We start from the raw sequence: 23,260 nt of genomic DNA, 5'->3' as shown, positions 1-23,260 counted from the left end.
AAAAAATATTTATAAAAAACAACTGAATATAAAGGATGAAATGAAACATGTTACATAAGCCTGCTGTATATGCTGGCAATAATCGCTGGCTACATATTAAGTTCATATGTTTCATGAGCTTAACAATTTTATGTTTAATCGGCTCTATATTTTTAGCTGTTGCATTTGGTGCAAAGGATATCCATTTGCAAACCGTATGGACAGCGGTTTTTGATTATAATCCGAAATTAACGCAGCACCAAATTATTTATGGATTAAGGCTCCCAAGGGTAATTGGTGCAGCAGTTGTAGGAGCGGCTTTTGCGGTGGCTGGAGCTGTTATGCAAGGAGTAACGCGAAATCCTTTAGCGGATGCAGGTGTACTGGGCATAAATGCAGGAGCGATGTTTGTAGTAGCACTTAGTTTTGCCTTTTTTCCGCATATGCCATATTCCTATTTGATGATTGTTTCCTTTATTGGAGCGGTTTTAAGTACAGTACTCATTTTTATTATCGGATCAGCAACATCAGGCGGATTAACACCGATGAGGTTAACGATTGCTGGAGCCGTTATGGCTGCGCTTTTGCATTCGTTAAGTTCAGGTGTTGCAATTTATTATGATTTAAGTCAAGATTTAGCGTTTTGGTACGCTGGTGGTGTTGCTGGGGTTAAGTGGGAACATTTGAAATTTTTAGTTCCTATTATTCTCATAACAATTGTTTTTGCGACAGTGTTAGGGCGGTCTATTTCACTCATATCAATGGGGGATGATGTGGCTACGAATTTAGGAGTGAAAACAAACCGAACGAGAATACTAGGGATGATTATAGTAGTCATTCTTGCAGGGGTATCTGTTTCAGCTGTTGGCTCTATTGGATTTGTAGGACTCGTTATCCCGCATATTGCTAGAAAATTAGTTGGTGTGAATTATCGACTCATTATTCCTATGTCAGCATTTTTAGGAGCTATGTTATTAGTTTTAGCTGACTTAGGGGCAAGAACAGTAAATCCTCCTAAAGAACTTGCAATAGGGATTATGGTAGCTCTTGTTGGAGTTCCGTTCTTCCTCTATATAGCACGTAAAGTTGGGAGGGAGTTGTAAGTGAAGAAGATTTTAAACACGGATAAAAAGAGAGCCGTTACTGTAACTACAATATTTGGTTGTATTGGTCTCGCTGCTATTTTGCTTAGCTTAAATACAGGGACACTAAGCATAGCGCCACTTAAAGTAATTCAAACACTTTTCGGTTATGGTGATTTTGAGAGTGCAACAGTGCTATACGACTACCGTATGCCAAGAATTATAATCACAATGTTAGCTGGTATTGGCCTTGGAATTTCCGGTGCAATTTTGCAAGGGTTATCAAGGAATGTGTTGGCCGATCCTGGTATTCTTGGACTACATTCAGGTGCATCTTTCGGACTAATTATATTTGTTACTTTCTTTCATTCTATTAATGAGAATGCATCGATTTTAATACCGTTATTTACATTTGGCGGAGGAGTATTAGCTGCATTTCTTATTATTTTACTTGCGAGTGATCGGTCGAAAGGTTTACTTCCTATTAGACTTATTCTCGTTGGTATTGCAGTTTCAGCTGGCTTTAGTGCAATTTCGTTATTTTTCTCTCTCAAGTTAAATGATGAGACATATACATTCGCTTCTAGATGGTTAGTTGGTAACGTGTGGGGAAGGGATTGGATTCATGTCCTTGCATTATTACCTTGGATTTTCATACTAACCCCGTATGCATGGTTAAAATCTAAAACGTTAAATGCATTGTCACTAGGTGATAGTGTGGCAGCAGGACTTGGTGTTTCTGTTCAAAAAGAACGGTTATTACTTTTGGCTACAGCGGTTGGATTATCTTGCGGGAGTGTATCGATGGCAGGAGGGATTGGCTTTATCGGTTTAGTTGCTCCGCATATTGCAAGAAAGTTAGTAGGTACTACCTATCAGCATTTCCTTCCGCTAGCTGGCATTATTGGAATGATTATTTTAGTACTAGCAGATACGATAGGCCGTTCTATATTTGAGCCAAACTCTATTCCGGCTGGTGTAGTAGTGGCCGCTTTAGGAGCACCGTATTTTCTTTATTTACTTACAAAAACAAAATAAATACTTCAAAGAGGAGAACATATGAAAAAGAAACTTACTATTTTATTTAGCATCATGTGTATTTTAGTATTAGCAGCATGTGGTCAAACGAAATCTAATGAAGAGGCAACGAAAAAAACGAAAAAAAGTAATGACCCAAAAATTGCTTCAATGTCTATTCATTTAACAAATGATTTACTTGCATTAGGGATTACACCAGTAGGTTCTGTAATTGGTGGAGATTTAAAAGATTTTTTACCGCATGCAAAAGAACAACTGAAAGATACGAAGAAACTTGGTGTTGTAACTGATCCGAATATGGAAGCATTACTTCAATTAAAGCCCTCTGAAATTTATGTGGATGAAAAATATGCTGGCAAAGATGTAGCGAAATACGAAAAAATTGCAAAAACACATACTTTCAATTTAGATGAAGGCACGTGGAGAGACCATTTAAAGCAAGTTGGTAAACTTGTAAACCGTGAGAAAGAAGCGGATACATATATTCAAGATTACGAAGAGCAAGCAAAACGAGTAAAAGGTTTAATAGATAAAGAGCTAGGTAATAACGAAAAAGTAATGGCAATTCGCGTTACTGCCAAAGAATTACGTGTATTTAGTACGAAAAGACCGATGGGACCAATTTTATTCCAAGACTTAGGATTACAACCTGCAAATGGTGTAGAGAAAATCGATGGAAACCGTCCTTTCGAAGTCATTTCACAAGAAGTATTACCTGACTTTGATGCAGATGCTATTTTTGTTGTTGTAAACAGAGACGATAAAGCAAAAGCTGCATTTAAACAACTTCAAGAAACACCAATTTGGAAAGACTTAAAAGCTGTTAAAGGCAAGCATGTATATATTATCAATGACCAACCATGGCTTGACTATTCTGCTTTAGGTAACAAAATGGCAATGGATGAAGCGGAGAAAATGTTTACAAAATAAAAATGATTCGTGAAAGCCCCCTCTAATGTTAGAGGGGGCTTTCTGATGGAAAGATTTCTGTGAAAAACAGTTCGAGGAGATAGGTAATGTATTAATCGTGCAATTAAGGAATATCATGGAATTAATGGATAGAGCTGCAAGGTTAGAAGGTATATTCGGAATCAAATATGTAGTATGCAGGAGAAATAATGGTAATTGGCGAAAATTTACAGTGAACTGATTGAATTTATAAGGAGCTATGCAAAATGAATTTAGAAAAAGCAAAACCAGTAAATGAAGAGGTCGCTGAATTAAAGGAACTAATTAAAGAATTACACGGAAGTGTACATCAACTTCAAAGCGAAGTGCAGCAACTAAGGCATGAAAGACCAGTTGTAGAAGTAAGGAAAGGTGTTCAACTATCGCCAACAATCGTTGGACAAATTGGTGGTATGATTTTAGGTGGATTAGCAATTATCGGTATATTTTGGTGATGAAAAAAGGTTTGCAGCACTTTGCTGCAAACCTTTTGTATGAGACGATATAATTTCATGCAATACAACTTTTATATTAAATAACGTAAATATATATAAGCATGTGATAATAGTAATGCAATGATTGTTAACGGCAAACCAATTTTTAAGAAGTCCATATAAGAGAAAGCATGTCCTTCACGTTTTGCAATACCAGCAACGACTACGTTTGCTGATGCTCCGATTAACGTTCCGTTTCCTCCTAAGCAAGCTCCAAGTGATAATGCCCACCATAGTACTTCGATTTGCGGAGAATCGACAGATAGTCCGAGCCCTGTAGCTAAATCTTGAATAAGTGGGATCATCGTTGCGACAAATGGGATATTGTCAATTGTCGCAGATGCGATGCCTGATACCCATAAAATAAGTATAGCGGCAAAACCGATATCACCATTCGTTACGTCGAGTACTTCTTTTGCGAGTGAAGAAATAAGTCCGATATCAATTAACCCGCCAACGAGAACAAATAGTCCAGCGAAGAAGAAAATAGTTACCCATTCAACGTGGGCAAATACATCTTCAATATCATGTTCTTTCACACCGATTAACATAAGAAGTGTAGCGCCTGTCATCGCGATAACCGCAGCGTCTACATGAATAATCGAATGAAGTACAAAGCCTAAAATAGTTAGTCCTAAAATCGAAATGGATTTTAAAAGGAGGCTTTGATCTTTAATATAATCTTTTTCATTTAATGCCATTAATTTTTTGATTTGCTCAGGTGTTGTTTTTAGTTTGTTACGATACAGGAAGTAAATAATGCCAAGTGTCACGATAGAAATAATAATTACGATTGGAGCTAAGTTTAGTAAAAAGGCATTAAAATCTAAATGCTTATTTGCTGATCCAATCATAATGTTAGGTGGATCACCGATTAATGTTGCTGTTCCGCCTATATTTGAAAATAGTACTTCTGAAATTAAATAAGGAACAGGGTTTACTTTTAAAATACGTGTAATAGATAGTGTAACAGGTACGATTAATAAGACGGTTGTTACGTTGTCCAAAAATGCTGAACCGACAGCAGTTAATAGGGATAGCAATAATAAAATGCGGATTGGTTTTCCGCCAGCTGCCTTCGCTGCTTTAATGGCCACAAATTCAAAAACGCCTGATTGACTCGTAATATGTACGAGAATCATCATCCCAATTAAAAGGGTGATTGTTTCCCATTGAATATGTGATGTGAAAGCGGTATGTAAATCTACAATTCCAAAAATAATCATAATAGCAGCACCGAATAGTGCAATTACAGCACGATTCAATTTCTCAGAAATAATAAATCCGTACGTGACTAAAAATACGGCAATTGCAAAATAATATTGCCAATTTGCTACTTCATGTGCTGATTGTTCCAATCATGTCACCTTCTTTAAAGTATGTATTCAATTGTAAACATGCATCCTTCTGCATAATTTATATTGTAGCAAATTCAAAAAAGAAAGAAAACTATTTAACAAAGTGAAGGAAAAAATGTGTTTTTTACATATGATATAAAAAAATAAAGAAACACAGTGCAAATTATTAGGAAAAGTGAGAGTTGTCCTCTAATATAGAGATAGCAATTTACATTATTTTTGCGTAAAATGGTTTAAAGAGGTGAATTCCGATGGAAATAGTAAAAGATAGTTCTCTTATTCAAAATGAAATTGAACGTTTTGTAAATAAAGATGTATATATTCATTTAGAAACGACGAACGGAGCGTACGCGTCACACTTTAATGAAAAGATGATGACAGTTGGAGCATTCATTCGAAATGCAATTATTCGCTTTGAGCGCGGAAAGATTACTGGAACAAACCCATACCGAGTTGGTCTAAAGATGGATCATGGCTGGGTATATGCAGAAGGTATTACGCACTGGGAAGTAGACGATAAAGAGCGTTTATTACTAGCAGGGCACGATAATCAAGGCCGCTTAGCAGTTGCACTTGAGTTAAGCTTAACGCCATTTAAGTAAGAAGGAGGGAAACTTATGGAGAGACATGTACTTGTTGTATTTCCGCATCCAGATGATGAAGCATTTGCTGCAGGAGGAACAATTCGCTTATTAACAGATCAAGGAGTACCTGTAACGTATGCGTGTGGTACGCTAGGACAAATGGGACGTAACATGGGTAAGAACGTATTTGCTAACCGTGAAACGATTCCGAATATCCGTGAAAAAGAATTAAAAGATGCATGTGAAGCGATGGGAATCAAAGATCTAAGAATGCTTGGTTTCCATGATAAAACGTTAGAATTTGAAGATGTTGATTTCGTTGCAGACAAAATTGAAGCGATTATTCAAGAAGTAAATCCATCTCGAATTATTACATTTTATCCAGAGCACGGCGTACATCCAGATCATGATGCATTTGGCCGCGCTGTAGTTCGCGCCGTATCACGTATGTCAAAAGAAGAACGTCCAGTTATTCATGCGGTTGCGATTACGAAAAATCGCGAAGCTGTACTCGGTGAGCCGGATGTTGTAAATAATATTAGTGAAGTATTTGAGCATAAATTAGCTGCACTAGGTGCGCACCGTTCGCAAACAGAAGCGATGCTTGAAGAAACACACGCGAAAATCAAAAACAAAGATGCAGCAACATTAAAATGGTTGCAACTTGAACAATTTTGGACTTATAAATGGGAGTAGGCTAGAAGGGTATCTTCTAGTAGCTCTTACATAGAAAAAGCACCGTCATTTGTGAGGGTGCTTTTTCTTGTTGAAGACTATATATTTTTTAGGGTGCTTCAAAATTTTTAAATTAACGTGCAGTATAGCCTCCATCAACAAGAAGTGTTGTGCCGTTAACAAAACTAGCATCATCACTTGCTAAAAATAAGACAGCTTTAGCGACTTCTTCTGGTGTTCCAAGTCTGCCTTGTGGATGAAGTGAAGCTAAATATTCTTTCTGTTGAGGATTAACACTACCTAGTAAAGGGGTGTCAATATAACCAGGGCACACCGCGTTAATACGTATTCCATATTTAGCGTAGGCAGTACATAAATTTTGAGTTAATAGTTTCACACCACCTTTTGCAGAGGAGTATGCTGTTGGGGTAGGTAATGAAACAAAACTATGAATCGAACCAGCGTTAATGATGACACCACCTGTACCTTGTTTAAGAAATTGTTCAATCGAATATTTATCAGAAAGGAATACCCCAGACAAATTAATATCAATAGTTCTTTTCCACTTTTCATAGGATAATTCGTTTGCCGATGCATCATCAGCAACGCCGGCATTGGCATACATAATATCTAATTTCCCGTATGTACTTACTGTCTCATGAATTAGCTGTTTAATATCTGCCTCTTTTGTTACATCGGTTTTAATAAATAACGTATTATATCCATGTGCATTCAATTCATCTGATAGTTCTTTTCCACGTTCAGAAAAGTCAGCAATAACTACTTTTGCACCTTCTTCGATAAAAAGACGAACAGTAGATTCGCCAATTCCACTTGCACCACCAGTTATGATTGCTACTTTGTCTTTTAATTTCATATAAACCTCTCCATTCATTAATGAATTTAAGTCGAATTTTTAAATCTTGTTACTAAACTATTAACCTAAAATAGTAAGTAGATAGAAGAAAAAAGCTCGCGTTTACTTAATCGTGAGAGTGCTATTTTTTCTTTAGTGTACTTTTGATACAGTTATGGACGAAAATATTAATTTGGTCAATTTTATCATTAGATTGAATATTTGGTAAAGAGCTCTCGAACAGAGCGAGTAAGGAGGTTGAAAAAGTAAAATAAACATTCAGTATTATTTGTAGGGTAAGGAACAAAGGGGAGAGATGCATAACGAAAACTACTACTCTAGTTAAATAGGAAAAAGCCTTGCAGGGGGGCAAGGCTTTAAACAGGGTATTAAAAATGATTGATTTATTAAGAATAACTTCTTCTTGTGAATAAACAAATTTTAGCATAATAACTCATATATATATGTGTTACGAATTTGTGAATAAAAACTCAAAGATAAAAATATGAGTGAAAGGAAATAATGTATTTGAAATATGCATTATTACACAAAGTTCAGTTGAAATAGGGGATTTGTATATGTAATTTCTTTTTGCATTTAATTCTTTAGAACTGATTTTTAATAATGTATATAAGAAGCGTATATTTTGAATTATTTAATAGAATAATATATATTTATATTGATTTAATGATTTTGGTTTGTTAAAAATGGGGAAATCGATATGAAGGTTAAATTTGCCGTAATAAAAGATGAGAATTTTGATTGTAGTTTATTGGAAACAAAATTATTGAAAACTTTTAAAGAAGTAGATTGTGAAGCAGATATTGTAAAGGTTGAGGATGAAATTTTTGAAAACAATGATATACAAACGCATTTATCAGAAATAAACATTCATGTTACTGGAAAAAATATCGGATATAGATCCGTGTCAGCCAGTATATTTATTGTTCTAGAGAGTTTATCAATACAGCTATTTCGTATTCATATTAGTATACTTTAAGCAGTTCAAAAAGTGACTTTTTCAGAAAATCATACTGATTATATTGAGTGTAAATATGAAAACAATAGAAATTATCGTAGGTGTTTCAGAATGTTGGATTGCACCTTGTTTGTTGTTAAATAAACAAGGGATTCCTTTTAAAATTTTAATGTATCTTAACGCTAATTTATAAATAGAAGAATGGAAACATGTGAGTAATTCAATTAGATTGTACAAATAATTTGGTACGCGGATATACGCAATGTATTCACAGGTAAGAGGGTTGTCTCATAATATATATAGATTTTTCTATTAAGATGAACAGAGGGTGTGAATATATGGAAGATGTTTACGCTAAAATTGACAGTCTCAAGGCGGAGCAAAAAGAAATTATGAGAGACATTCGAAATTTAGAAACGCGTACTACTATTAATGAGAAAGACATAGCAACAATCAATAAGCAATTAGAAAAAATAAGTACAAACACAACTTGGATTTTGCGAATTATTATTAGCGCGATAATAATGTCAGTTTTAGGATTGATATTAAAAGGAATGATTTAGTCTTGTGAAATAGAACGATATAAAAGAAAGAGGGGAGCTCCCTCTTTCTTTTATGTAAATGAGAAGCTATAAATTTTCCGTTTCCTCTTCACTTGCATATTTCTCCTCTAAAGAAATTAATAGAGGAATGGATACGGTTACTAGAATGATTAAAGTAGTTATAAAAGATTTAGAAAGAGAAAAAGAACCTTCAATTAAAGGTGATAAAAACTTGAATGAAAGTATACTTGTTATTAAGGAAATTACTAAAAAGCTCAAAAGAGATATATTTTTATTCTTTATAGATGTCTCTATAAAGTCTTTAACACAGGTTATTACGATAAATATAGTTAATATGATAAGAGAAACAAAATAATGTGTTACATTCGTCATACTAATAGTAGGATCGTCTATTATGTAGGCAAGTAACTTAGATACTAATATTCCTCCAAACAATAAAATAATAAAAGCGAGTAATCCTTCCGATATATAAGTGCTGAAATTATCTTTCTTTTTAAAGAGCTTATAGCTGAGAGTAGTCTGGATTATTTGCATGATAAATAGAGCGATAATCCACACATAATAGACAAGTGGTAATTCTCCTGAGAATAGAGAGATTAGGAAATTTATTACTGTCCTTAAAATTTCAATCATTACAAAAGGCCTCCTGTTTGTAAGCTTGTGACATTAAAATATGCTAGTCTATCATTTAATAATTAAACTTATGAATTCAAACTATTTCTAATTATTCCGTAAAAAGGTGGATTCATCAAGTTATCTTTTTTAACAATCCTCCAAGGCGGAGCACTAGAAAAAGAACCGCAATATGTAATATAATTGAAAAAGTATATTTAAAAATCGATGTTAATATTACCCTCCTATAAGTATTAACATACGTAATTGAGGTGTTTTCTTTGTTGTTTTATGATCGAATTTCTATAATGGCCCCTCCTGTTCCGTAGCTAAGGAAAGTCTTTTTATTTCTGAGATTTTCAAAGTTATAGGAGGGTATGAAAAATGAAAAAAGTCTCAGTACCATCACTTTTGTTAATGATCATTCTTGTCGCATTTCCGCAAATTAGTGAAACGATTTACACACCGTCTTTGCCTGATATTTCAAGGGCGTTACATGTAAGTAATAATGAGGTACAGTTAACACTTAGTGTGTATTTTGCTGGATTTGCTTTAGGTGTATTTTTTATTGGATGGTTATCAGATATAATTGGCCGTCGCCCAGCAATGTTATTTGGAATTGTCGTATATGGCGTTGGGAGTTTTTTATGCTTTATTACAAATTCCATTGAAGTTTTATTAGTAAGTCGTTTTATTCAAGCGTTTGGAGCAAGTGCCGGTTCTGTTGTGACACAAACGATTCTACGTGAAAGTGTAGAGGGGCATAAGCGCCACGTTATGTTTGCTCAAATTTCGGCAGTTATTGCTTTTACACCAGCGATAGGACCGTTAATTGGTGGATTTCTTGATCAAATGTTTGGATTTAAAATCGTATTTTTAAGTTTAGTAGTTATGAGTATCGGTATTTTTCTGTATACGTTTGTTTCTCTTCCAGAAACAAAAACGGACTCAGTAACGAATAAGATAAATGTGTTTTCAGTCTTGAAGAGGTTAATGACAAATCCGAAAGTTGTAACATATGGGCTATTAATTGGAGGTGCGAATGGTGTTTTATTTAGCTATTATGCAGAAGCACCATTTATCTTTATTGAATATTTTCAGCTATCGCCTAGTATGTATGGATTTCTAGGAATTGTTGTTGCGTCTGCTTCTATTGTTGGAGCGAAAGTTTCAAAACGATTGCTGGCTACTTATAAACCAGAGAAAATTATATATATTGGTTGTCTTGTAATGACAGGGGGAGCTATTCTTTTGTCTGTTATTACGTTTGTTGGATTAAATCCAAACATAATATATATGATTGGATTTTTAGTAGCGATGTTTATATTGCTATTAGGAATTGGAGTAGCGTTGCCTAACTGTTTAAGTTTAGCGTTAGTAGATTTTCAAGATGTTATTGGTACAGCCGGAGCATTGTTTAGTTTAGGATATTATGTAATTGTAACGATGACAATTTTGGGGATGAGTCAGCTGCATACGGGCTCGTTACTAGTGATGCCACTTTATTTTCTGGCCATAGTCGTTATCATGATAGTGTTTACTAAAGTGTTTATTTTAGGTAAACAAACTTCAAAAACGATTTAAATATGTAATGGTAAAAGGGTCTCATTAAAAATGAGACTCTTTTATATTTTATCCCGCTGTTTTGAGGCAGTAAGATTCCTGCCTCAAAATTAGATTAAAAAAGTTAGTAGTTTATTAATATATTAAATTTCTGGTTGGTATATGAATCGGACGCGTGGGAAATTACGTTATCAACTATAACGATTGAAGTACATGAGATGTGAAACCGAGGAAAAAATGCTCTCCTCGGTTATTTATATTGTAATAATATACATGCCGGAATCATATTGAATAGATGTATTTTATTGTTAATTTAGTTAAAAATTAATCAGACTTATGTATAATAATTTATTGAAAAAATAATTGAATTTTTCAGATTAATGAATTAATATAAGGTAAGTAATTTTAAGATTTATAGAATATTGGAAGATGAAAGGTTTTGAGAATTTTATTAGGAGCACAAAACGATTTTAGGATAGCTTTAAAGCTAGTGTAAAATGACGTTTGCTTCATCATTTTCAGGGCCGAAAGGAATTAGGGGAAAGCATCTTGGTTTAAAATGCGGCTATGAATCATCTAAGAGGGGGAAGTGAAGTGGCAAACAAAGAATTGAAAAGAGGTTTAGAAGCACGTCATATTCAAATGATTGCTTTAGGCGGAACAATTGGTGTTGGTTTGTTTATGGGTTCAGCCAGCACGATTAAATGGACAGGTCCGTCAGTAATGCTTGCTTATGCAATTGCAGGTATTTTTATCTTCTTCATCATGCGTGCCATGGGAGAAATGTTGTATATGGAGCCAAGTACAGGATCATTTGCAACGTTCGGTCATAAGTATATTCACCCGCTAGCTGGTTACATGACAGCGTGGAGTAACTGGTTCCAGTGGGTTATCGTTGGGATGTCAGAGATTATCGCGGTTGGGGCGTATATGCAATATTGGTTCCCTGACTTACCAGCTTGGATACCAGGTGTAATTGCAATGGTTATTCTTGGGGCAGCTAACTTAATTTCTGTTAAGTCATTTGGTGAATTTGAATTTTGGTTTGCGATGATTAAAATCGTTACGATTCTATTAATGATTATTGCGGGATTTGGACTTATTTTCTTTGGGATTGGTAACGGCGGAGAAGCAATTGGTATATCAAATCTTTGGTCAAATGGTGGTTTCTTTACAGGTGGTTTCTCAGGATTCTTCTTTGCTTTATCACTTGTAGTTGGTGCATACCAAGGTGTGGAATTAATCGGTATTACTGCTGGTGAAGCGAAGGATCCGAAGAAGACACTTACAAGAGCGATTCAAAGTACAATTTGGCGTATTTTAATTTTCTACATCGGTGCAATTTTCGTTATTGTAACTGTGTATCCGTGGGATCAATTAAGTACAATTGGTAGCCCGTTCGTAGCAACTTTTGCGAAGGTTGGTATTACGGCAGCAGCTGGACTTATTAACTTTGTTGTTATCACAGCAGCGATGTCTGGTTGTAATAGTGGTATTTATAGTGCGGGTCGTATGTTGTATACGTTAGGTGTAAATGGACAAGCACCGAAATATTTCACGAAACTTTCTGGAAATGGTGTGCCTTTATTCGGTACAGTTGGCGTAATCATCGGTTTAGCGGTCGGTGTTGTATTAAGCTATATTGCACCGAAAAACTTATTCGTCTATGTATATAGTGCGAGTGTACTTCCTGGTATGGTACCATGGTTCGTTATTTTAATTAGTCAAATTAATTTTAGAAAAGAAAAAGGGGCAGAGATGAAGGATCATCCGTTCAAAATGCCATTTGCTCCTGTTACAAACTATTTAACAATTGCCTTTTTAATTATGGTATTAATCGGAATGTGGTTTAACGATGATACGCGCATTTCATTAGTTGTAGGTATTATTTTCTTAGCTATCGTTACAATTAGTTTCTATGCTTTCGGAATAGGAAAGCGAACTCCGTTAGACGTTCAAAATGATCAAGAGATTTCAAGTAAATAAAGATAGTAAAAAGTCCGATTTCTCATTTGGAAATCGGACTTTTTGTTATTAAAACTTTTCTAAAACGATCTTCCCAATTGTACTTCCGCTTTCAAGTAGTGCATGTGCTTTCTTTACGTTTTCAGCGTTAATTGGTGTAAATGTTTCATTTAAAGTAGTCTTTAAAATGCCTTCATCTAGTAGTTCGCTTACTTTATTTAATAGTTCGTGCTGCGTGATCATGTCTCCAGTTTCATACATCGCTTTTGTAAACATAAACTCCCAAACGAGTGTAGCACTTTTACTTTTTAAAATACCCATCTCAAGAGGGTGCTCATTTTCTACGATAGAGCAAATTTTTCCTTGTGGTTTAATGAGGTCACACATTGCTTGCCAATGTTGATCTGTATTGTTTAAACAGAAAATATAATCTACATCTTTTAGCCCGAACTCTAATATTTGATCTTGTAAAGGTTGGTGATGGTTAATGATATAATCAGCACCGAATTTTTCAACCCAGTGTATCGTTTCATTGCGGGATGCAGTTGTGATAACATTCAGTCCAGCCCATTTTGCAAGTTGAATGGCAATTGAACCTACACCACCAGCACCGCCTATAATTAAAATGTTTTTAAAGGAGTTCGTATCTTTCTTATTATAATCAATACCTAAACGTTCGAACAAACCTTCCCAAGCTGTAATAGCTGTTAACGGAAGTGCTGCAGATTCAGCATCACTTAACGTTTTTGGTTTTTTACCAACGATTCTTTCATCAACTAGGTGGTATTCACTATATGTACCTTGTCTCGTAATGCTTCCAGCGTAAAACACTTCGTCGCCTTCTTTAAATAACGTACAATTTTCGCCGGTTTGTACGACAACACCACTCGCATCCCAGCCAAGTATTTTCGCTACATCTTCTTTTTTCTCTTTTGGAGATCGAACTTTTGTATCAACTGGATTAACGGAAATAGCGTTAATTTTAACGAGTATATCTCTCCCTGTAGCAACAGGTCTTTCAACTTCCATATCAATTAAACTGTTTTCTTCTTCAATAGGTAAGTATTCATGTAAACCAATTGCTTTCATTTATATTCCCTCCATTAAAGTAAGAATTCTTTACTTCTATATTATAGATGGTGAAATACTGCTATGTAAAAAAATACCCTCTTTTTTATGTAAGCTGTACTGATAGTCTAGAAGGAGTTTATTTCTAAAAAGAAGAATTTTTTACTGTATTACTTTATCCCAAACTAAATGTAAAGGTGGATACATAATGACAGTAAAGAAGCTTTATTTCATCCCAGCAGGTCGTTGTATGTTGGATCATTCGTCTGTTAACAGTGCGTTAACACCGGGAAAACTATTAAATTTGCCGGTTTGGTGTTATCTTTTGGAGACGGAAGAAGGTCCTATTTTAGTAGACACAGGTATGCCAGAAAGTGCAGTTAATAATGAAGGGCTTTTTAAAGGTACATTTGTTGAAGGGCAGATTTTACCGAAAATGACTGAAGAAGATAGAATCGTGAATATATTAAAACGTGTAGGGTATGAGCCAGATGATCTCCTATATATTATTAGTTCGCACTTGCATTTTGATCATGCAGGAGGAAACGGTGCTTTTTTGAATACGCCAATCATTATACAGCGTGCTGAATACGAGGCGGCACAGTATAGAGAGGAATATTTGAAAGAGTGTATACTGCCAAATTTAAACTACAAAATTATTGAAGGTGACTATGAAGCGGTATCTGGTGTTCGGTTATTGTATACACCAGGACATTCTCCAGGACATCAGTCATTATTAATTGAGACGGAAAAAACCGGTCCTGTATTATTAACGATTGATGCATCGTACACGAAAGAGAATTTTGAAGATGAAGTGCCGTTCGCAGGGTTTAATTCAGAATTAGCTTTATCTTCAATTAAACGTTTAAAAGAAGTTGTGGCGAAAGAGAAACCAATTATTTTCTTTGGCCATGATATAGAGCAGGAAAAGGGTTGTAAAGTGTTCCCGGAATATATATAGTGCAAAAAGTCATGAGCTTACGTGCTCATGACTTTTTCGGTTAAATAATTTTTTTGAATAAGTTATAAACCTTTTTTGAGCTATCTTCATTTAATTGATAGTACTTGAGGTTTACATCATCAGGAGTATCTTGCTGAGCAATCATCACTTCGTTACTGTGATGATCAACTACCCATATGAAATATTTTTTATAAGTTCCATCCTCAAAAGTAATCCACATATCACAATCTACTAAATCTGATCCTTCTTCATCTAATGTTAATTTTCCTTTTTTTGCGGTATCCATACTATTAATAAACGTTTTTAATTCATCTGTTTTTGTGAGGAAGATATCTTTTTTTGTTTTAATGGATTCGACATGTATATTTTCTTCTTTGGTTTATTTTCTGTATAGAAGTCTTGAATAGACTTTCCAGAGTTTACAAACCATACGATTCCACAAATAATCAATGTGCTACAAAGCAGTAAAATAATTTTCTTAATAGAATATTCTCCTCTCTATTACTTCGTATGAAGAGCTTTTCTATTAATATATGATAGGTAAGCGTAAAGTATTATAGTTGAACGTGGCTATTCTTAACAGTTTTAAGGGGGCGATCAACGAGTAAATTGTAAGTAAGCCCAATTAATACGAAAACACCGCCGATAATCTTTCCAGTTGAGAGTTCATTTGTTAGGAAGAAATCAATGATAGTCCCTGCAAATAACTGTCCGATAAAGATGAGTAACGTTAAATAAAATGCTGATATTTTAGGAGTAATATAGTTCGATAATGAAATAACGATAACGCCTACTAATCCCCCTAAATATACAGCGATAGGTATGGAGTGTAACGTATGCATTGGAATATACAATGAATCTGAACTGAAAATTAAAAATAACATAGAGAAAAATAAGCCAGTAATATAATTAAAAAATGTACCTTCCCAATTGCCAATTTTCTTTGCTAAATTCGCGTTAATAATTCTAGCAACGACGATAGAAACACCAGCTAAAATAGCGATCGTAACATATAACATTTTCTTGCCTCCATTAATAAATTGTCATGATTATAATTCCAGAAGAGATGAAACATAATCCAATTAGTTTTTTCTTTTCAAATTTAACAACTTTCATTCCTAATAAACCGAAATGATCAATAACGATGGAAGCAATGGATTGACCGAGTAAACTTAATGCGATCGTAATAGAGGCACCAAGGACAGAGAAACTTATATTGTTAAAAAGAACAGTGAAGACCCCAATCGCTCCAGCGCTATATAAAAAAAGTGGAATGCTTTTATCAAAATGGATTTTATGTTTGTTTATGATTAAAACGAAAATAACTGCAATTAAACCGACAAGGTGAATGACAACACTTGCTGTATACTTGCCAATTAACTCAGATAAAATTCCATTCAATGGAAGCATAACGGCGATGAGCACACCAATAAAGACAGAAAGAAAGTTATACAATGTAATATCCCCTTTATATTTCATATTTGTAATGACTGTATCATGCTGAAATTGTGTATTACTATGACATATGTCATAGTGGAAGAAGAAAATTTTGATTACAATGGGGATGAGTTGTAAAGGCGGGGGACTATGAAGAAAATATGTAATTCAATTAAACTAGCAGAGTATATGAAACAAAATAACATTGATTCATTTTTTACTAATGATATGAAACCATACATGGAACTTATATTTTTTAAGAAGAATGAGTTTATTTGTAGAGAAAATGAAGAAATAAACTATTTATATTTCTTTGTAGAAGGAAAAGCAAAAGCGTTTAACACATTAAGTAACGGGAAATCCGTATTACTGTGTTTTTATGATAGTTTGCAGTTACTTGGAGATGTGGAGTTAATTCATTCTCAAAGGATCACTTCAAACGTACAAGTAATGGCAGATTCATATTGTGTTGGTTTACCATTAGGAAAAGTGAGAAACCAGCTATTTCATGATGCGAAATTTTTAAGATGTATTTGCGGATCGTTAGCACATAAGTTAAATCGACTTTCAAAAAATAGTACCATTAATTTACTATATCCACTTGAAAATAGACTTGCGAGTTATATGTTAGCAGCAGGAGAACGGGCAGTACAGCATGGAAATAGAATTGTGTTTAGTGGGAATTTAACGGAAACAGCGGAATTGTTAGGGACGAGTTATCGGCATTTGTTGCGCACATTAAATGTTTTTTGTGATAAAGAGATAATAAAGAAGAACGATGGATGCTTTGAAGTAGTGAATGTGGATGTTTTGAGGGAATTGGCGGCGGATGTTTATAAATAGGAGGAGAGTATAAATGATAACACCTATATTTAGAATTTTTGATATGGATTGAAATAGAAAAGGCAGTGAATGAGAATGGATTGCCTAATTATGTAAAGGGAATAAGTCCAGTAAGAGGATTAAATTATATCGGCTTGCCATGGCAATCTCAAAGGGGTTCTGCACTTATTTGTGGTGTAGGAAAGGATGCAGCATATTTGCTTTCTGAAATCAAAAAAATAGATCAGTAGCAACAGCAGCTACTGATCATCCATATGTACATGAATTAGGAGAGGTCAAACATTTATTAACTTTATTATAATAGATTATGATATAGTCTAAAGGATACGTATTTCCATAAATGTGATTGTAATAATGTTAATTACATCTATGTGAAGGAGGGAGAGGTAATTATGAAGTTTGATGATCAACGTCTACTAGGAGTACGATTAGGTTCTGTACTTGTAACAGAGGAAAATCAATATTTAGTAATTAAGAAAAAAGATCATTATGGATTATTGAATATACATAATTTGGAATGCACACATGTTGAAGTGCAGCTAGAACATATTGAAGAAATGTTGCAGGAAGATTTCCAAGAAAGTATAACGGAGATTATCGCACCGGAACATATAAAAATTGTTGCGAAAAATGTTATATAAGAAAGAAGCTGAAAGGAACAGCTTCTTTCTTTTCATTATAAGGATAACATTTTTACAACTTCGCCAATGATCCCTTCCATTTGATGGACACCTAATTCAGTGTTTGTCATTATAATAGCGCCATTACCTCGGTATGGGTAGCTTACCATCATACATTGAAATCCAACGCCCCATCCAAGTGAATATATTTGTAAGTCTTCATTTGAATCATCTAGAAAAACACCTAGTCCAGTCCATTTTGAGCAACCTTGAGGAGAAATCATATCTTGAACTGTTTTTTGAGAAAGTTTTAGTTTACCCTTTCCTTGTAAGGAATGAATAATTTCAATTAATAAAGTTGATAGGTCAGTTGGTGTTGTCCAAATACCTGAAGCAGCTGCGAATGGATAAAATGGATACTTCTCATTTGTAACGGTGCCATCTTTATTATGCCCGCAAGCAAAAGCATTGGTTTTACCTATGTCTTCAGGAGAGAAGATTGTACTATTCTTCATTTGCAGTGGTTGAAATATATATTCTTCTAGTAAAAGGTTAAATGATTTTCCAGTTATATCTTCAAGTAGTAGTTCGATAATACAAAAGTTTGCATCAGAGTAGTGAAATTCACTTTCTGGTTTATAAGTTACTTCAATAGGTACGGAGCAATATAATGTTTTACCGGCAAGGAGTTCAGACATGTTTGGTTGCCCTTGTGTAAGTGTATAATGTTCAAAACTATTAGGAGGATCAATCATTCCAGATTGATGACTTAATAAGTTTCGCAATGTGACTTTTTTCCGTGAGGTAAGTAGATTGGTAGGTATGTTCCAAGATGTGAGTCTATCATTTATGTCTTCATCTAAATGCACGATTTCTTGATCTGACAATGTCATTACGAGCATTGTAGTGATGAATTTACTAATTGAGCAAGAATTGAATATAGAATTCGTAGTTACCGTTCTAGTTGTTCCGGATTCAAGTGTTCCGAAAGCAATCGCTTCGTCTAGTTTACCGTCGCGTATAACGGCAAGACTTAAACCTGCAACGGAATATTGGTTCATTTTCTCGTGTATATTGTTACTTTTTAAGTTCATAGTGACTCCTTTCTTGTAAGAGACAGAATATTAGTTCTATTATATAGTATTTAATAGAGAGGATGATAGAAAAGAAAAAACTTCATCTTTTATCGATGAAGTTTTTTTAGTTAATTCGAAGTGAATGTTTTAAAAAATTTATCTCGGTACATGTACATAAGCCATGAGGTTGTAATTAAAGAAATAATGATTTGTTTGTTTTTAATTGGTGCATTGAAAACAAGCCAACCAACTATATCAAATAATACATGTAGTGCAATTGAAAGAACTACAAATTGTAGTAACGTCTTAAAAAATCTTTTCATGAAGTGCCTCCTAAAATAAAAGGTTTTATCAACAATGTTGTATATTACTATTATACATTAAATGTGTTTTGTGGTAAAATTTACATAAGTTAGTGAAATAAAACAAATGAAAGCTAATGAGGAGAGATAGTCATGGAATTTTGGATGATCATACCGATAGCTGTCTTTGGGTTTATTTATATCGTTGAAAAATTAAATAAAATTGAAAAGAAAACGGATGCGCGTTTAAAGAGGATGGAAGATAGACTACAGTTAATTACGAAAGAAATGGGAATTATAGATAGAGAACCTGAAATTAATAAAGAGTTACGTCAGCTTATGGAAGAAGGAAAAACAGTTACAGCAGTTAAGAGAGTAAGAGAAGCTTTTGGGTTTTCTTTACTAGAAGCGAAGCAATATGTTGATAGATTATAAAAAAGATCATCCATTTGGGTGATCTTTTTTCAATGCACCATACGTGTGTTTACATAAGTAGCGATTATAACGTGGCCAATTATAATGATAGGAACTAAGATTTTGACATTAGGAGTAGAGAAGACACTACCAATTGTGGCGATAACACCGGCAGTTAAATTATAAAGACCAACTATTTTTGATAACTTCACTTTATTAAGCACCAGGCGTTCGTTGAATCCTGATAAGAGCCAAGTGTATTGTTTTACTCCGATGAAATAAGCTAGTGCAAATGAAATGATTGCAAGTATGAATAATGATGGAGAGGCGAAGAGAGTCATTGAAAACACCTCCGTTAAAGAGTTATAAATAAATTATAGTATGAATGTTATAATTTAACAAAATAGATTTAAGTGTAATAGAAAATGGAGTATGTATCATGAAGGGGGATTAAGTATGAATATTGTGGAATTCCAGAGATATGTATCAAATTTCAGTAAAGAAAAAGGATTTCAAGATACAACAATTGAAGAGCGTACAATGTATACAATGGCGGAATTAGGGGAATTAGCGGAAGTTATATTAAAGCGCGATAAAATACAAGATGCAAAAAGAGAAATCGGTTTAGAAATGTTTGATGTAATTTGGAATATATGTGATTTAGCAAACAAGTTAGAAATTGATTTGGAGAAGGCGTTTGAAGAAAAAATGATGATAAATAAAAAACGTGAATGGTAAAAGGGAAGTTAAAAAGCGCACAAAATTTTGTGCGCTTTTTATTTATGTTATGAAAAATATGTAAGAAAAGATGGAACAAACACTGAAGATGAATTGTCTATTATAGGTAATAACTATTTCGTTTGAAAGAAAGGGTGGAGAAAATGAAAAAGAATACATTATTAAAATTAGGGGTATGTGTTAGTTTACTAGGAACAACTCAATTTGTTAGTACAATTTCTTCTGTGAAAGCGGAACAAAAGCTAGAGCAAAAAGTAATAAAAAATGAGACAGGAACTATTTCAATTTCTCAGTTAAACAAAAATGTATGGGTTCATACGGGGGTAGGTTATTTTAACGGGGAAGCAGTTCCTTCGAACGGTCTAGTTCTTACTACTTCTAAAGGGTTAGTACTTGTCGACTCTTCTTGGGATGATAAGTTAACGAAGGAATTAATAGAGATGGTAGAAAATAAATTTAAGAAGCGCGTAACGGATGTCATTATTACACATGCACACGCTGATCGAATTGGCGGAATAAAAACGTTGAAAGAAAGAGGCATTAAAGCGCATAGTACAGCACTAACTGCAGCACTAGCAAAGAAAAATAGATATGAAGAACCACTTGGAGACTTACAAACCGTTACAAATTTGAAGTTTGGAAATATGAAAGTAGAAACATTTTATCCAGGGAAAGGACATACAGGAGATAATATCGTCGTGTGGTTACCGCAATATAACATTTTAGCTGGAGGTTGTTTAGTAAAATCTGCAGATGCCAAAGATTTAGGAAACGTTGCTGATGCTTATGTAAATGAATGGTCTACATCGATTGAGAATGTGCTGAAGCGATATAGAAATATAAATTTGGTAGTACCTGGTCATGGAGAAGTAGGGGACAGGGGATTACTTTTACATACATTAGATTTATTAAAATAAGAAATTGTAGAAATACAAAAGAGAGGAGAAATAATTTTCTCCTCTCTTTCTTCTAACTATATTTAAATGCTGAATCTGTTGATTACGTCAGCATATATTACTGAGATTTTAATTCCAAGTATACAAATACCAGTACCGTCATAATTGCTATAACAACGTAAGTAGCATCAAGCATTATAAGTGTTTTTAAAGTTTCAGTCATCCTCATTCACCCCTGGTATAAAAATATAAACATAATCTCTTATTAATTAGATAAGAGATTATAAAGATTACAATGTACATGAAATTTCTTAAGTAGATTCTATATAAATATATCATATAAATAATGTAAATAATGTTAAGATAATGTAAATGTATTGTGAAGAAAGAGGTTTACAATAAAGGCTTTAATAAAAAAATCATAGTTCCTTAAAATAAAAAATACGCTATTCTTTCTATTGAATGATAGAAAGAATAGCGTATTTGTATGTCTATTTTCATATGTGATGAATTGCAACTATTTGTATAAGGGATTCAAAAAATTTTTTCGTTGTATATATTTCTCCAAATTAATTATTTAGCTATTTAAAAGTATCGAAAGATGTGTGCACACTAATGTATATTTTTCGGATGTCAATAAAAATATTATGTCAACAATATGAACTGTCACAAATCTTTATATATTATTGTGATTGATATCACATCACTTTTTTTCAATGGGTATTATGCTTAAGGTGTAATGAATGATTGGGAAAGGGTGGGATGATATGTTTTGTTATCAATGTGAACAAACGCCAACAGGTGGATGTAAAGTAATAGGTGTTTGCGGTAAAAATGAAATAATTGCAAGTTTACAAGATACGATTGTGTTTGGATTAAAAGGAATTGCTGCCTATCGTACGCATGCTGCTCAGCTAGGATATACAGATGCTTTTGTAGATGCTACGACGCAAGAAGCACTGTACATGACATTAACAAATTCTAATTTTAATGAACAAGAGCATATTGATATGGCTATGAAAGTTGGGAAATCAGCTTTACGAGTAATGGAGTTGTTAGATGAGGCACATACGAATCACTTTGGTGTGCCAGAGCCTGTTCAAATTACACAAAACCATGTAGAGGGTAAAGCTATTGTAGTTACAGGCCATAATTTATTTGCATTAGAAGAACTATTAAAGCAAACGGAAGGAAAAGGAATTAATATTTATACGCATTCTGAAATGTTACCAGCGCACGGTTATCCGCAGCTGAAAAAATATAAGCATTTAAAAGGGAACATTGGTAAGGCATGGTATGATCAAAGACGTCTTTTCGAAAAATTTACAGGCGCCATATTAGCGACAACGAATTGTGTAATGCCAATTAAAGGATCATACTCTGATCGATTCTTTTCATATGATATTGCAGGTTTAGAAGGTGTACAAAAAATTGAAAATGATGATTTTGCACCATTGATTCAAAAAGCGTTAGAACTTCCAGAAGTACATATGGAGTCGGAGGAGCAGTTAGTAACAGGGTTTCATCATAATACAGTATTATCATTAGCCCCAGAAATTATTGAGGCAGTACAAGAAGGAAAGATTAAGCGTTTCTTTGTTATTGCAGGTTGTGATGCACCAGGGAAAGGTGGGGAATACTATCGTGAATTAGCAACGTCACTTCCTCCAGAAACGGTTATTTTAACGACTTCTTGCGGGAAATTCCGCTTTAATGATGTGGATTACGGTGTTGTACCTGGTACGGGGATTCCACGTTACATTGATTTAGGACAATGTAATAATTCCATTTCTACAGTGAAAATAGCGGCTGCATTAGCTGATGCTTTCCAATGTGAAGTGAACGAATTGCCAGTAAGTATTGTCCTATCATGGTTTGAACAAAAAGCGGTTGCCATTTTACTTGGACTATTTAGTCTTGGTATTCAAGATATTCGCATCGGTCCAAAGGCGCCTGAATTTATTTCATCTGGCGTACTTGATGTATTACAAGAAACATTCGGTTTAAAACTAATTACAACTGCAGCAGAAGATATGGATATGATGTTATCGTAACAAAAAGGATAATCTATCTTTATGAATAAGAATCGCTAGTCTATAGCGTCCCAAAACAAAATGTAGCATATTTGTTTTGGGGTATTTTCTTTTCTAGGGATAGGTATGTGATGAAATTTCTTTTAAAAAAAAATCGACTGTATCAGTTGATTTTA

Annotated in this window: 26 protein-coding genes and 2 pseudogenes; 18 read left to right on the top strand and 10 right to left on the bottom strand. The window is 34.0% G+C overall.

Translation table 11 applies throughout. From position 1 onward, the window contains the following. The first annotated feature begins 47 nt into the window (after positions 1–47). From EKQ63_RS18075 to EKQ63_RS18060, 4 genes are all read left to right on the top strand, one after another. Positions 48–1,082 (top strand): FecCD family ABC transporter permease, encoded by a 1,035-nt coding sequence (locus tag EKQ63_RS18075; protein WP_143881367.1) that lies wholly within the window; start codon positions 48–50, stop codon positions 1,080–1,082. Further along, a complete protein-coding gene (locus EKQ63_RS18070) occupies positions 1,083–2,099 on the top strand; it encodes a FecCD family ABC transporter permease (RefSeq protein WP_087954754.1) in 1,017 nt (338 codons plus the stop codon). Positions 2,100–2,120: 21 nt separating this feature from the next. Further along, positions 2,121–3,029 carry an iron-hydroxamate ABC transporter substrate-binding protein gene (locus tag EKQ63_RS18065; protein WP_087954755.1) on the top strand — a complete coding sequence of 303 codons (909 nt, stop codon included), beginning with the start codon at positions 2,121–2,123 and terminating at the stop codon, positions 3,027–3,029. 245 nt (positions 3,030–3,274) lie between these two features. After that, positions 3,275–3,502 (top strand): coiled-coil domain-containing protein, encoded by a 228-nt coding sequence (locus tag EKQ63_RS18060; RefSeq protein WP_001047304.1) that lies wholly within the window; start codon positions 3,275–3,277, stop codon positions 3,500–3,502. Between the two features lie 71 nt (positions 3,503–3,573). Here EKQ63_RS18060 and EKQ63_RS18055 read toward each other — a convergent pair whose 3' ends face one another. Then, positions 3,574–4,899, bottom strand: coding sequence for an ArsB/NhaD family transporter (locus EKQ63_RS18055; protein ID WP_087954757.1), 1,326 nt, complete (start codon positions 4,897–4,899; stop codon positions 3,574–3,576). Positions 4,900–5,150: 251 nt separating this feature from the next. Between EKQ63_RS18055 and EKQ63_RS18050 the strand changes: the two genes are divergently transcribed. After that, on the top strand, positions 5,151–5,501 hold the full coding sequence (locus tag EKQ63_RS18050; protein ID WP_000407039.1) for a YojF family protein: 351 nt from the start codon (positions 5,151–5,153) through the stop codon (positions 5,499–5,501). A 15-nt stretch (positions 5,502–5,516) separates the two neighbouring features. Beyond that, positions 5,517–6,179 (top strand): bacillithiol biosynthesis deacetylase BshB2, encoded by a 663-nt coding sequence (gene bshB2 / locus EKQ63_RS18045; protein ID WP_000439461.1) that lies wholly within the window; start codon positions 5,517–5,519, stop codon positions 6,177–6,179. A gap of 112 nt (positions 6,180–6,291) precedes the next feature. Here the strand turns inward: bshB2 and EKQ63_RS18040 are convergent, their stop codons facing one another. Further along, on the bottom strand, positions 6,292–7,035 hold the full coding sequence (locus EKQ63_RS18040; protein ID WP_143881366.1) for an SDR family NAD(P)-dependent oxidoreductase: 744 nt from the start codon (positions 7,033–7,035) through the stop codon (positions 6,292–6,294). A gap of 700 nt (positions 7,036–7,735) precedes the next feature. Between EKQ63_RS18040 and EKQ63_RS18030 the strand changes: the two genes are divergently transcribed. Both EKQ63_RS18030 and EKQ63_RS18025 read left to right on the top strand, forming a co-directional pair. Next, the gene (locus EKQ63_RS18030) at positions 7,736–8,014 is read left to right on the top strand and encodes a hypothetical protein (RefSeq protein ID WP_071679909.1); all 279 of its coding nucleotides are present in this window, start codon (positions 7,736–7,738) and stop codon (positions 8,012–8,014) included. Positions 8,015–8,331: 317 nt separating this feature from the next. Continuing rightward, positions 8,332–8,556, top strand: coding sequence for a hemolysin XhlA family protein (locus EKQ63_RS18025; RefSeq protein ID WP_000390462.1), 225 nt, complete (start codon positions 8,332–8,334; stop codon positions 8,554–8,556). Between the two features lie 66 nt (positions 8,557–8,622). On the opposite strand, the gene EKQ63_RS18020 is transcribed toward EKQ63_RS18025, so the two are convergent. Beyond that, entirely contained in the window at positions 8,623–9,189 is a 567-nt protein-coding gene (locus EKQ63_RS18020) for a DUF5823 family protein (RefSeq protein WP_143881365.1), read from the bottom strand. Positions 9,190–9,552: 363 nt separating this feature from the next. Between EKQ63_RS18020 and EKQ63_RS18015 the strand changes: the two genes are divergently transcribed. Both EKQ63_RS18015 and EKQ63_RS18010 read left to right on the top strand, forming a co-directional pair. Beyond that, entirely contained in the window at positions 9,553–10,752 is a 1,200-nt protein-coding gene (locus EKQ63_RS18015; protein ID WP_143881364.1) for a multidrug effflux MFS transporter, read from the top strand. A gap of 573 nt (positions 10,753–11,325) precedes the next feature. Beyond that, positions 11,326–12,717 (top strand): amino acid permease, encoded by a 1,392-nt coding sequence (locus EKQ63_RS18010; protein ID WP_001284419.1) that lies wholly within the window; start codon positions 11,326–11,328, stop codon positions 12,715–12,717. Between the two features lie 48 nt (positions 12,718–12,765). Here the strand turns inward: EKQ63_RS18010 and EKQ63_RS18005 are convergent, their stop codons facing one another. Beyond that, complete coding sequence (locus EKQ63_RS18005; RefSeq protein WP_087954761.1) at positions 12,766–13,785, bottom strand: zinc-binding alcohol dehydrogenase family protein; 1,020 nt, start codon at positions 13,783–13,785, stop codon at positions 12,766–12,768. 187 nt (positions 13,786–13,972) lie between these two features. On the opposite strand from EKQ63_RS18005, the gene aiiA reads away from it, so the two are divergent. Continuing rightward, the gene (gene aiiA / locus EKQ63_RS18000; RefSeq protein WP_143881363.1) at positions 13,973–14,725 is read left to right on the top strand and encodes a quorum-quenching N-acyl homoserine lactonase AiiA; all 753 of its coding nucleotides are present in this window, start codon (positions 13,973–13,975) and stop codon (positions 14,723–14,725) included. Positions 14,726–14,765: 40 nt separating this feature from the next. Here the strand turns inward: aiiA and EKQ63_RS17995 are convergent. From EKQ63_RS17995 to EKQ63_RS17985, 3 genes and pseudogenes are all read right to left on the bottom strand, one after another. Further along, positions 14,766–15,190, bottom strand: a pseudogene (locus tag EKQ63_RS17995) (hypothetical protein). An 89-nt stretch (positions 15,191–15,279) separates the two neighbouring features. After that, on the bottom strand, positions 15,280–15,744 hold the full coding sequence (locus tag EKQ63_RS17990) for a DMT family transporter (RefSeq protein ID WP_087954764.1): 465 nt from the start codon (positions 15,742–15,744) through the stop codon (positions 15,280–15,282). A gap of 13 nt (positions 15,745–15,757) precedes the next feature. Continuing rightward, entirely contained in the window at positions 15,758–16,204 is a 447-nt protein-coding gene (locus tag EKQ63_RS17985; RefSeq protein ID WP_060631700.1) for a DMT family transporter, read from the bottom strand. A 108-nt stretch (positions 16,205–16,312) separates the two neighbouring features. Between EKQ63_RS17985 and EKQ63_RS17980 the strand changes: the two genes are divergently transcribed. The 3 genes and pseudogenes from EKQ63_RS17980 to EKQ63_RS17970 all read left to right on the top strand — a co-directional run bounded on the left by EKQ63_RS17980 (position 16,313) and on the right by EKQ63_RS17970 (position 17,646). Next, positions 16,313–17,005: a cyclic nucleotide-binding domain-containing protein gene (locus tag EKQ63_RS17980; RefSeq protein ID WP_087995710.1), complete on the top strand. Its 693-nt coding sequence runs from the start codon at positions 16,313–16,315 to the stop codon at positions 17,003–17,005. A 44-nt stretch (positions 17,006–17,049) separates the two neighbouring features. Further along, positions 17,050–17,235: pseudogene (locus EKQ63_RS17975) on the top strand (oxidoreductase); the annotation flags it as partial. A 162-nt stretch (positions 17,236–17,397) separates the two neighbouring features. Beyond that, a complete protein-coding gene (locus tag EKQ63_RS17970) occupies positions 17,398–17,646 on the top strand; it encodes a hypothetical protein (protein ID WP_087954767.1) in 249 nt (82 codons plus the stop codon). 35 nt (positions 17,647–17,681) lie between these two features. On the opposite strand, the gene EKQ63_RS17965 is transcribed toward EKQ63_RS17970, so the two are convergent. Beyond that, complete coding sequence (locus EKQ63_RS17965) at positions 17,682–18,719, bottom strand: serine hydrolase domain-containing protein (protein ID WP_143881362.1); 1,038 nt, start codon at positions 18,717–18,719, stop codon at positions 17,682–17,684. Between the two features lie 110 nt (positions 18,720–18,829). Further along, positions 18,830–19,024 carry a hypothetical protein gene (locus EKQ63_RS17960; RefSeq protein ID WP_087995713.1) on the bottom strand — a complete coding sequence of 65 codons (195 nt, stop codon included), beginning with the start codon at positions 19,022–19,024 and terminating at the stop codon, positions 18,830–18,832. Positions 19,025–19,156: 132 nt separating this feature from the next. Between EKQ63_RS17960 and EKQ63_RS17955 the strand changes: the two genes are divergently transcribed. Further along, positions 19,157–19,438, top strand: a complete 282-nt coding sequence (locus EKQ63_RS17955; protein ID WP_087954770.1) for a hypothetical protein — start codon at positions 19,157–19,159, stop codon at positions 19,436–19,438. Positions 19,439–19,467: 29 nt separating this feature from the next. Here EKQ63_RS17955 and EKQ63_RS17950 read toward each other — a convergent pair whose 3' ends face one another. Then, a complete protein-coding gene (locus EKQ63_RS17950; RefSeq protein WP_087995715.1) occupies positions 19,468–19,758 on the bottom strand; it encodes a DUF3784 domain-containing protein in 291 nt (96 codons plus the stop codon). Positions 19,759–19,873: 115 nt separating this feature from the next. On the opposite strand from EKQ63_RS17950, the gene EKQ63_RS17945 reads away from it, so the two are divergent. The 3 genes from EKQ63_RS17945 (at position 19,874) to hcp (ending at position 23,105) form a co-directional block, all read left to right on the top strand. Continuing rightward, a complete protein-coding gene (locus EKQ63_RS17945; RefSeq protein WP_087954772.1) occupies positions 19,874–20,155 on the top strand; it encodes a MazG nucleotide pyrophosphohydrolase domain-containing protein in 282 nt (93 codons plus the stop codon). 143 nt (positions 20,156–20,298) lie between these two features. Continuing rightward, entirely contained in the window at positions 20,299–21,072 is a 774-nt protein-coding gene (gene bla2 / locus EKQ63_RS17940) for a BcII family subclass B1 metallo-beta-lactamase (protein ID WP_087954773.1), read from the top strand. A gap of 746 nt (positions 21,073–21,818) precedes the next feature. Then, positions 21,819–23,105 (top strand): hydroxylamine reductase, encoded by a 1,287-nt coding sequence (gene hcp, locus EKQ63_RS17935; protein ID WP_143881361.1) that lies wholly within the window; start codon positions 21,819–21,821, stop codon positions 23,103–23,105. Positions 23,106–23,260: the final 155 nt, after the last annotated feature.

It is taken from the genome of Bacillus sp. BD59S, assembly GCF_007363175.1.
GTDB classification, from domain to species: domain Bacteria; phylum Bacillota; class Bacilli; order Bacillales; family Bacillaceae_G; genus Bacillus_A; species Bacillus_A pacificus.
This window is presented reverse-complemented; position numbering and strand designations above follow the sequence as displayed.

Bases quoted from the DNA above. Each gene is read 5' to 3' on its own strand.
- EKQ63_RS18075 (WP_143881367.1), top strand. From the start codon at position 48: ATGTTACATAAGCCTGCTGTATATGCTGGCAATAATCGCTGGCTACAT.
- EKQ63_RS18065 (WP_087954755.1), top strand. From the start codon at position 2,121: ATGAAAAAGAAACTTACTATTTTATTTAGCATCATGTGTATTTTAGTA.
- EKQ63_RS18060 (WP_001047304.1), top strand. From the start codon at position 3,275: ATGAATTTAGAAAAAGCAAAACCAGTAAATGAAGAGGTCGCTGAATTA.
- EKQ63_RS18050 (WP_000407039.1), top strand. From the start codon at position 5,151: ATGGAAATAGTAAAAGATAGTTCTCTTATTCAAAATGAAATTGAACGT.
- bshB2 (WP_000439461.1), top strand. From the start codon at position 5,517: ATGGAGAGACATGTACTTGTTGTATTTCCGCATCCAGATGATGAAGCA.
- EKQ63_RS18040 (WP_143881366.1), bottom strand. From the start codon at position 7,035: ATGAAATTAAAAGACAAAGTAGCAATCATAACTGGTGGTGCAAGTGGA.
- EKQ63_RS18030 (WP_071679909.1), top strand. From the start codon at position 7,736: ATGAAGGTTAAATTTGCCGTAATAAAAGATGAGAATTTTGATTGTAGT.
- EKQ63_RS18025 (WP_000390462.1), top strand. From the start codon at position 8,332: ATGGAAGATGTTTACGCTAAAATTGACAGTCTCAAGGCGGAGCAAAAA.
- EKQ63_RS18020 (WP_143881365.1), bottom strand. From the start codon at position 9,189: ATGATTGAAATTTTAAGGACAGTAATAAATTTCCTAATCTCTCTATTC.
- EKQ63_RS18015 (WP_143881364.1), top strand. From the start codon at position 9,553: ATGAAAAAAGTCTCAGTACCATCACTTTTGTTAATGATCATTCTTGTC.
- EKQ63_RS18005 (WP_087954761.1), bottom strand. From the start codon at position 13,785: ATGAAAGCAATTGGTTTACATGAATACTTACCTATTGAAGAAGAAAAC.
- aiiA (WP_143881363.1), top strand. From the start codon at position 13,973: ATGACAGTAAAGAAGCTTTATTTCATCCCAGCAGGTCGTTGTATGTTG.
- EKQ63_RS17990 (WP_087954764.1), bottom strand. From the start codon at position 15,744: ATGTTATATGTTACGATCGCTATTTTAGCTGGTGTTTCTATCGTCGTT.
- EKQ63_RS17985 (WP_060631700.1), bottom strand. From the start codon at position 16,204: ATGAAATATAAAGGGGATATTACATTGTATAACTTTCTTTCTGTCTTT.
- EKQ63_RS17980 (WP_087995710.1), top strand. From the start codon at position 16,313: ATGAAGAAAATATGTAATTCAATTAAACTAGCAGAGTATATGAAACAA.
- EKQ63_RS17970 (WP_087954767.1), top strand. From the start codon at position 17,398: ATGAAGTTTGATGATCAACGTCTACTAGGAGTACGATTAGGTTCTGTA.
- EKQ63_RS17965 (WP_143881362.1), bottom strand. From the start codon at position 18,719: ATGAACTTAAAAAGTAACAATATACACGAGAAAATGAACCAATATTCC.
- EKQ63_RS17960 (WP_087995713.1), bottom strand. From the start codon at position 19,024: ATGAAAAGATTTTTTAAGACGTTACTACAATTTGTAGTTCTTTCAATT.
- EKQ63_RS17955 (WP_087954770.1), top strand. From the start codon at position 19,157: ATGGAATTTTGGATGATCATACCGATAGCTGTCTTTGGGTTTATTTAT.
- EKQ63_RS17950 (WP_087995715.1), bottom strand. From the start codon at position 19,758: ATGACTCTCTTCGCCTCTCCATCATTATTCATACTTGCAATCATTTCA.
- EKQ63_RS17945 (WP_087954772.1), top strand. From the start codon at position 19,874: ATGAATATTGTGGAATTCCAGAGATATGTATCAAATTTCAGTAAAGAA.
- bla2 (WP_087954773.1), top strand. From the start codon at position 20,299: ATGAAAAAGAATACATTATTAAAATTAGGGGTATGTGTTAGTTTACTA.
- hcp (WP_143881361.1), top strand. From the start codon at position 21,819: ATGTTTTGTTATCAATGTGAACAAACGCCAACAGGTGGATGTAAAGTA.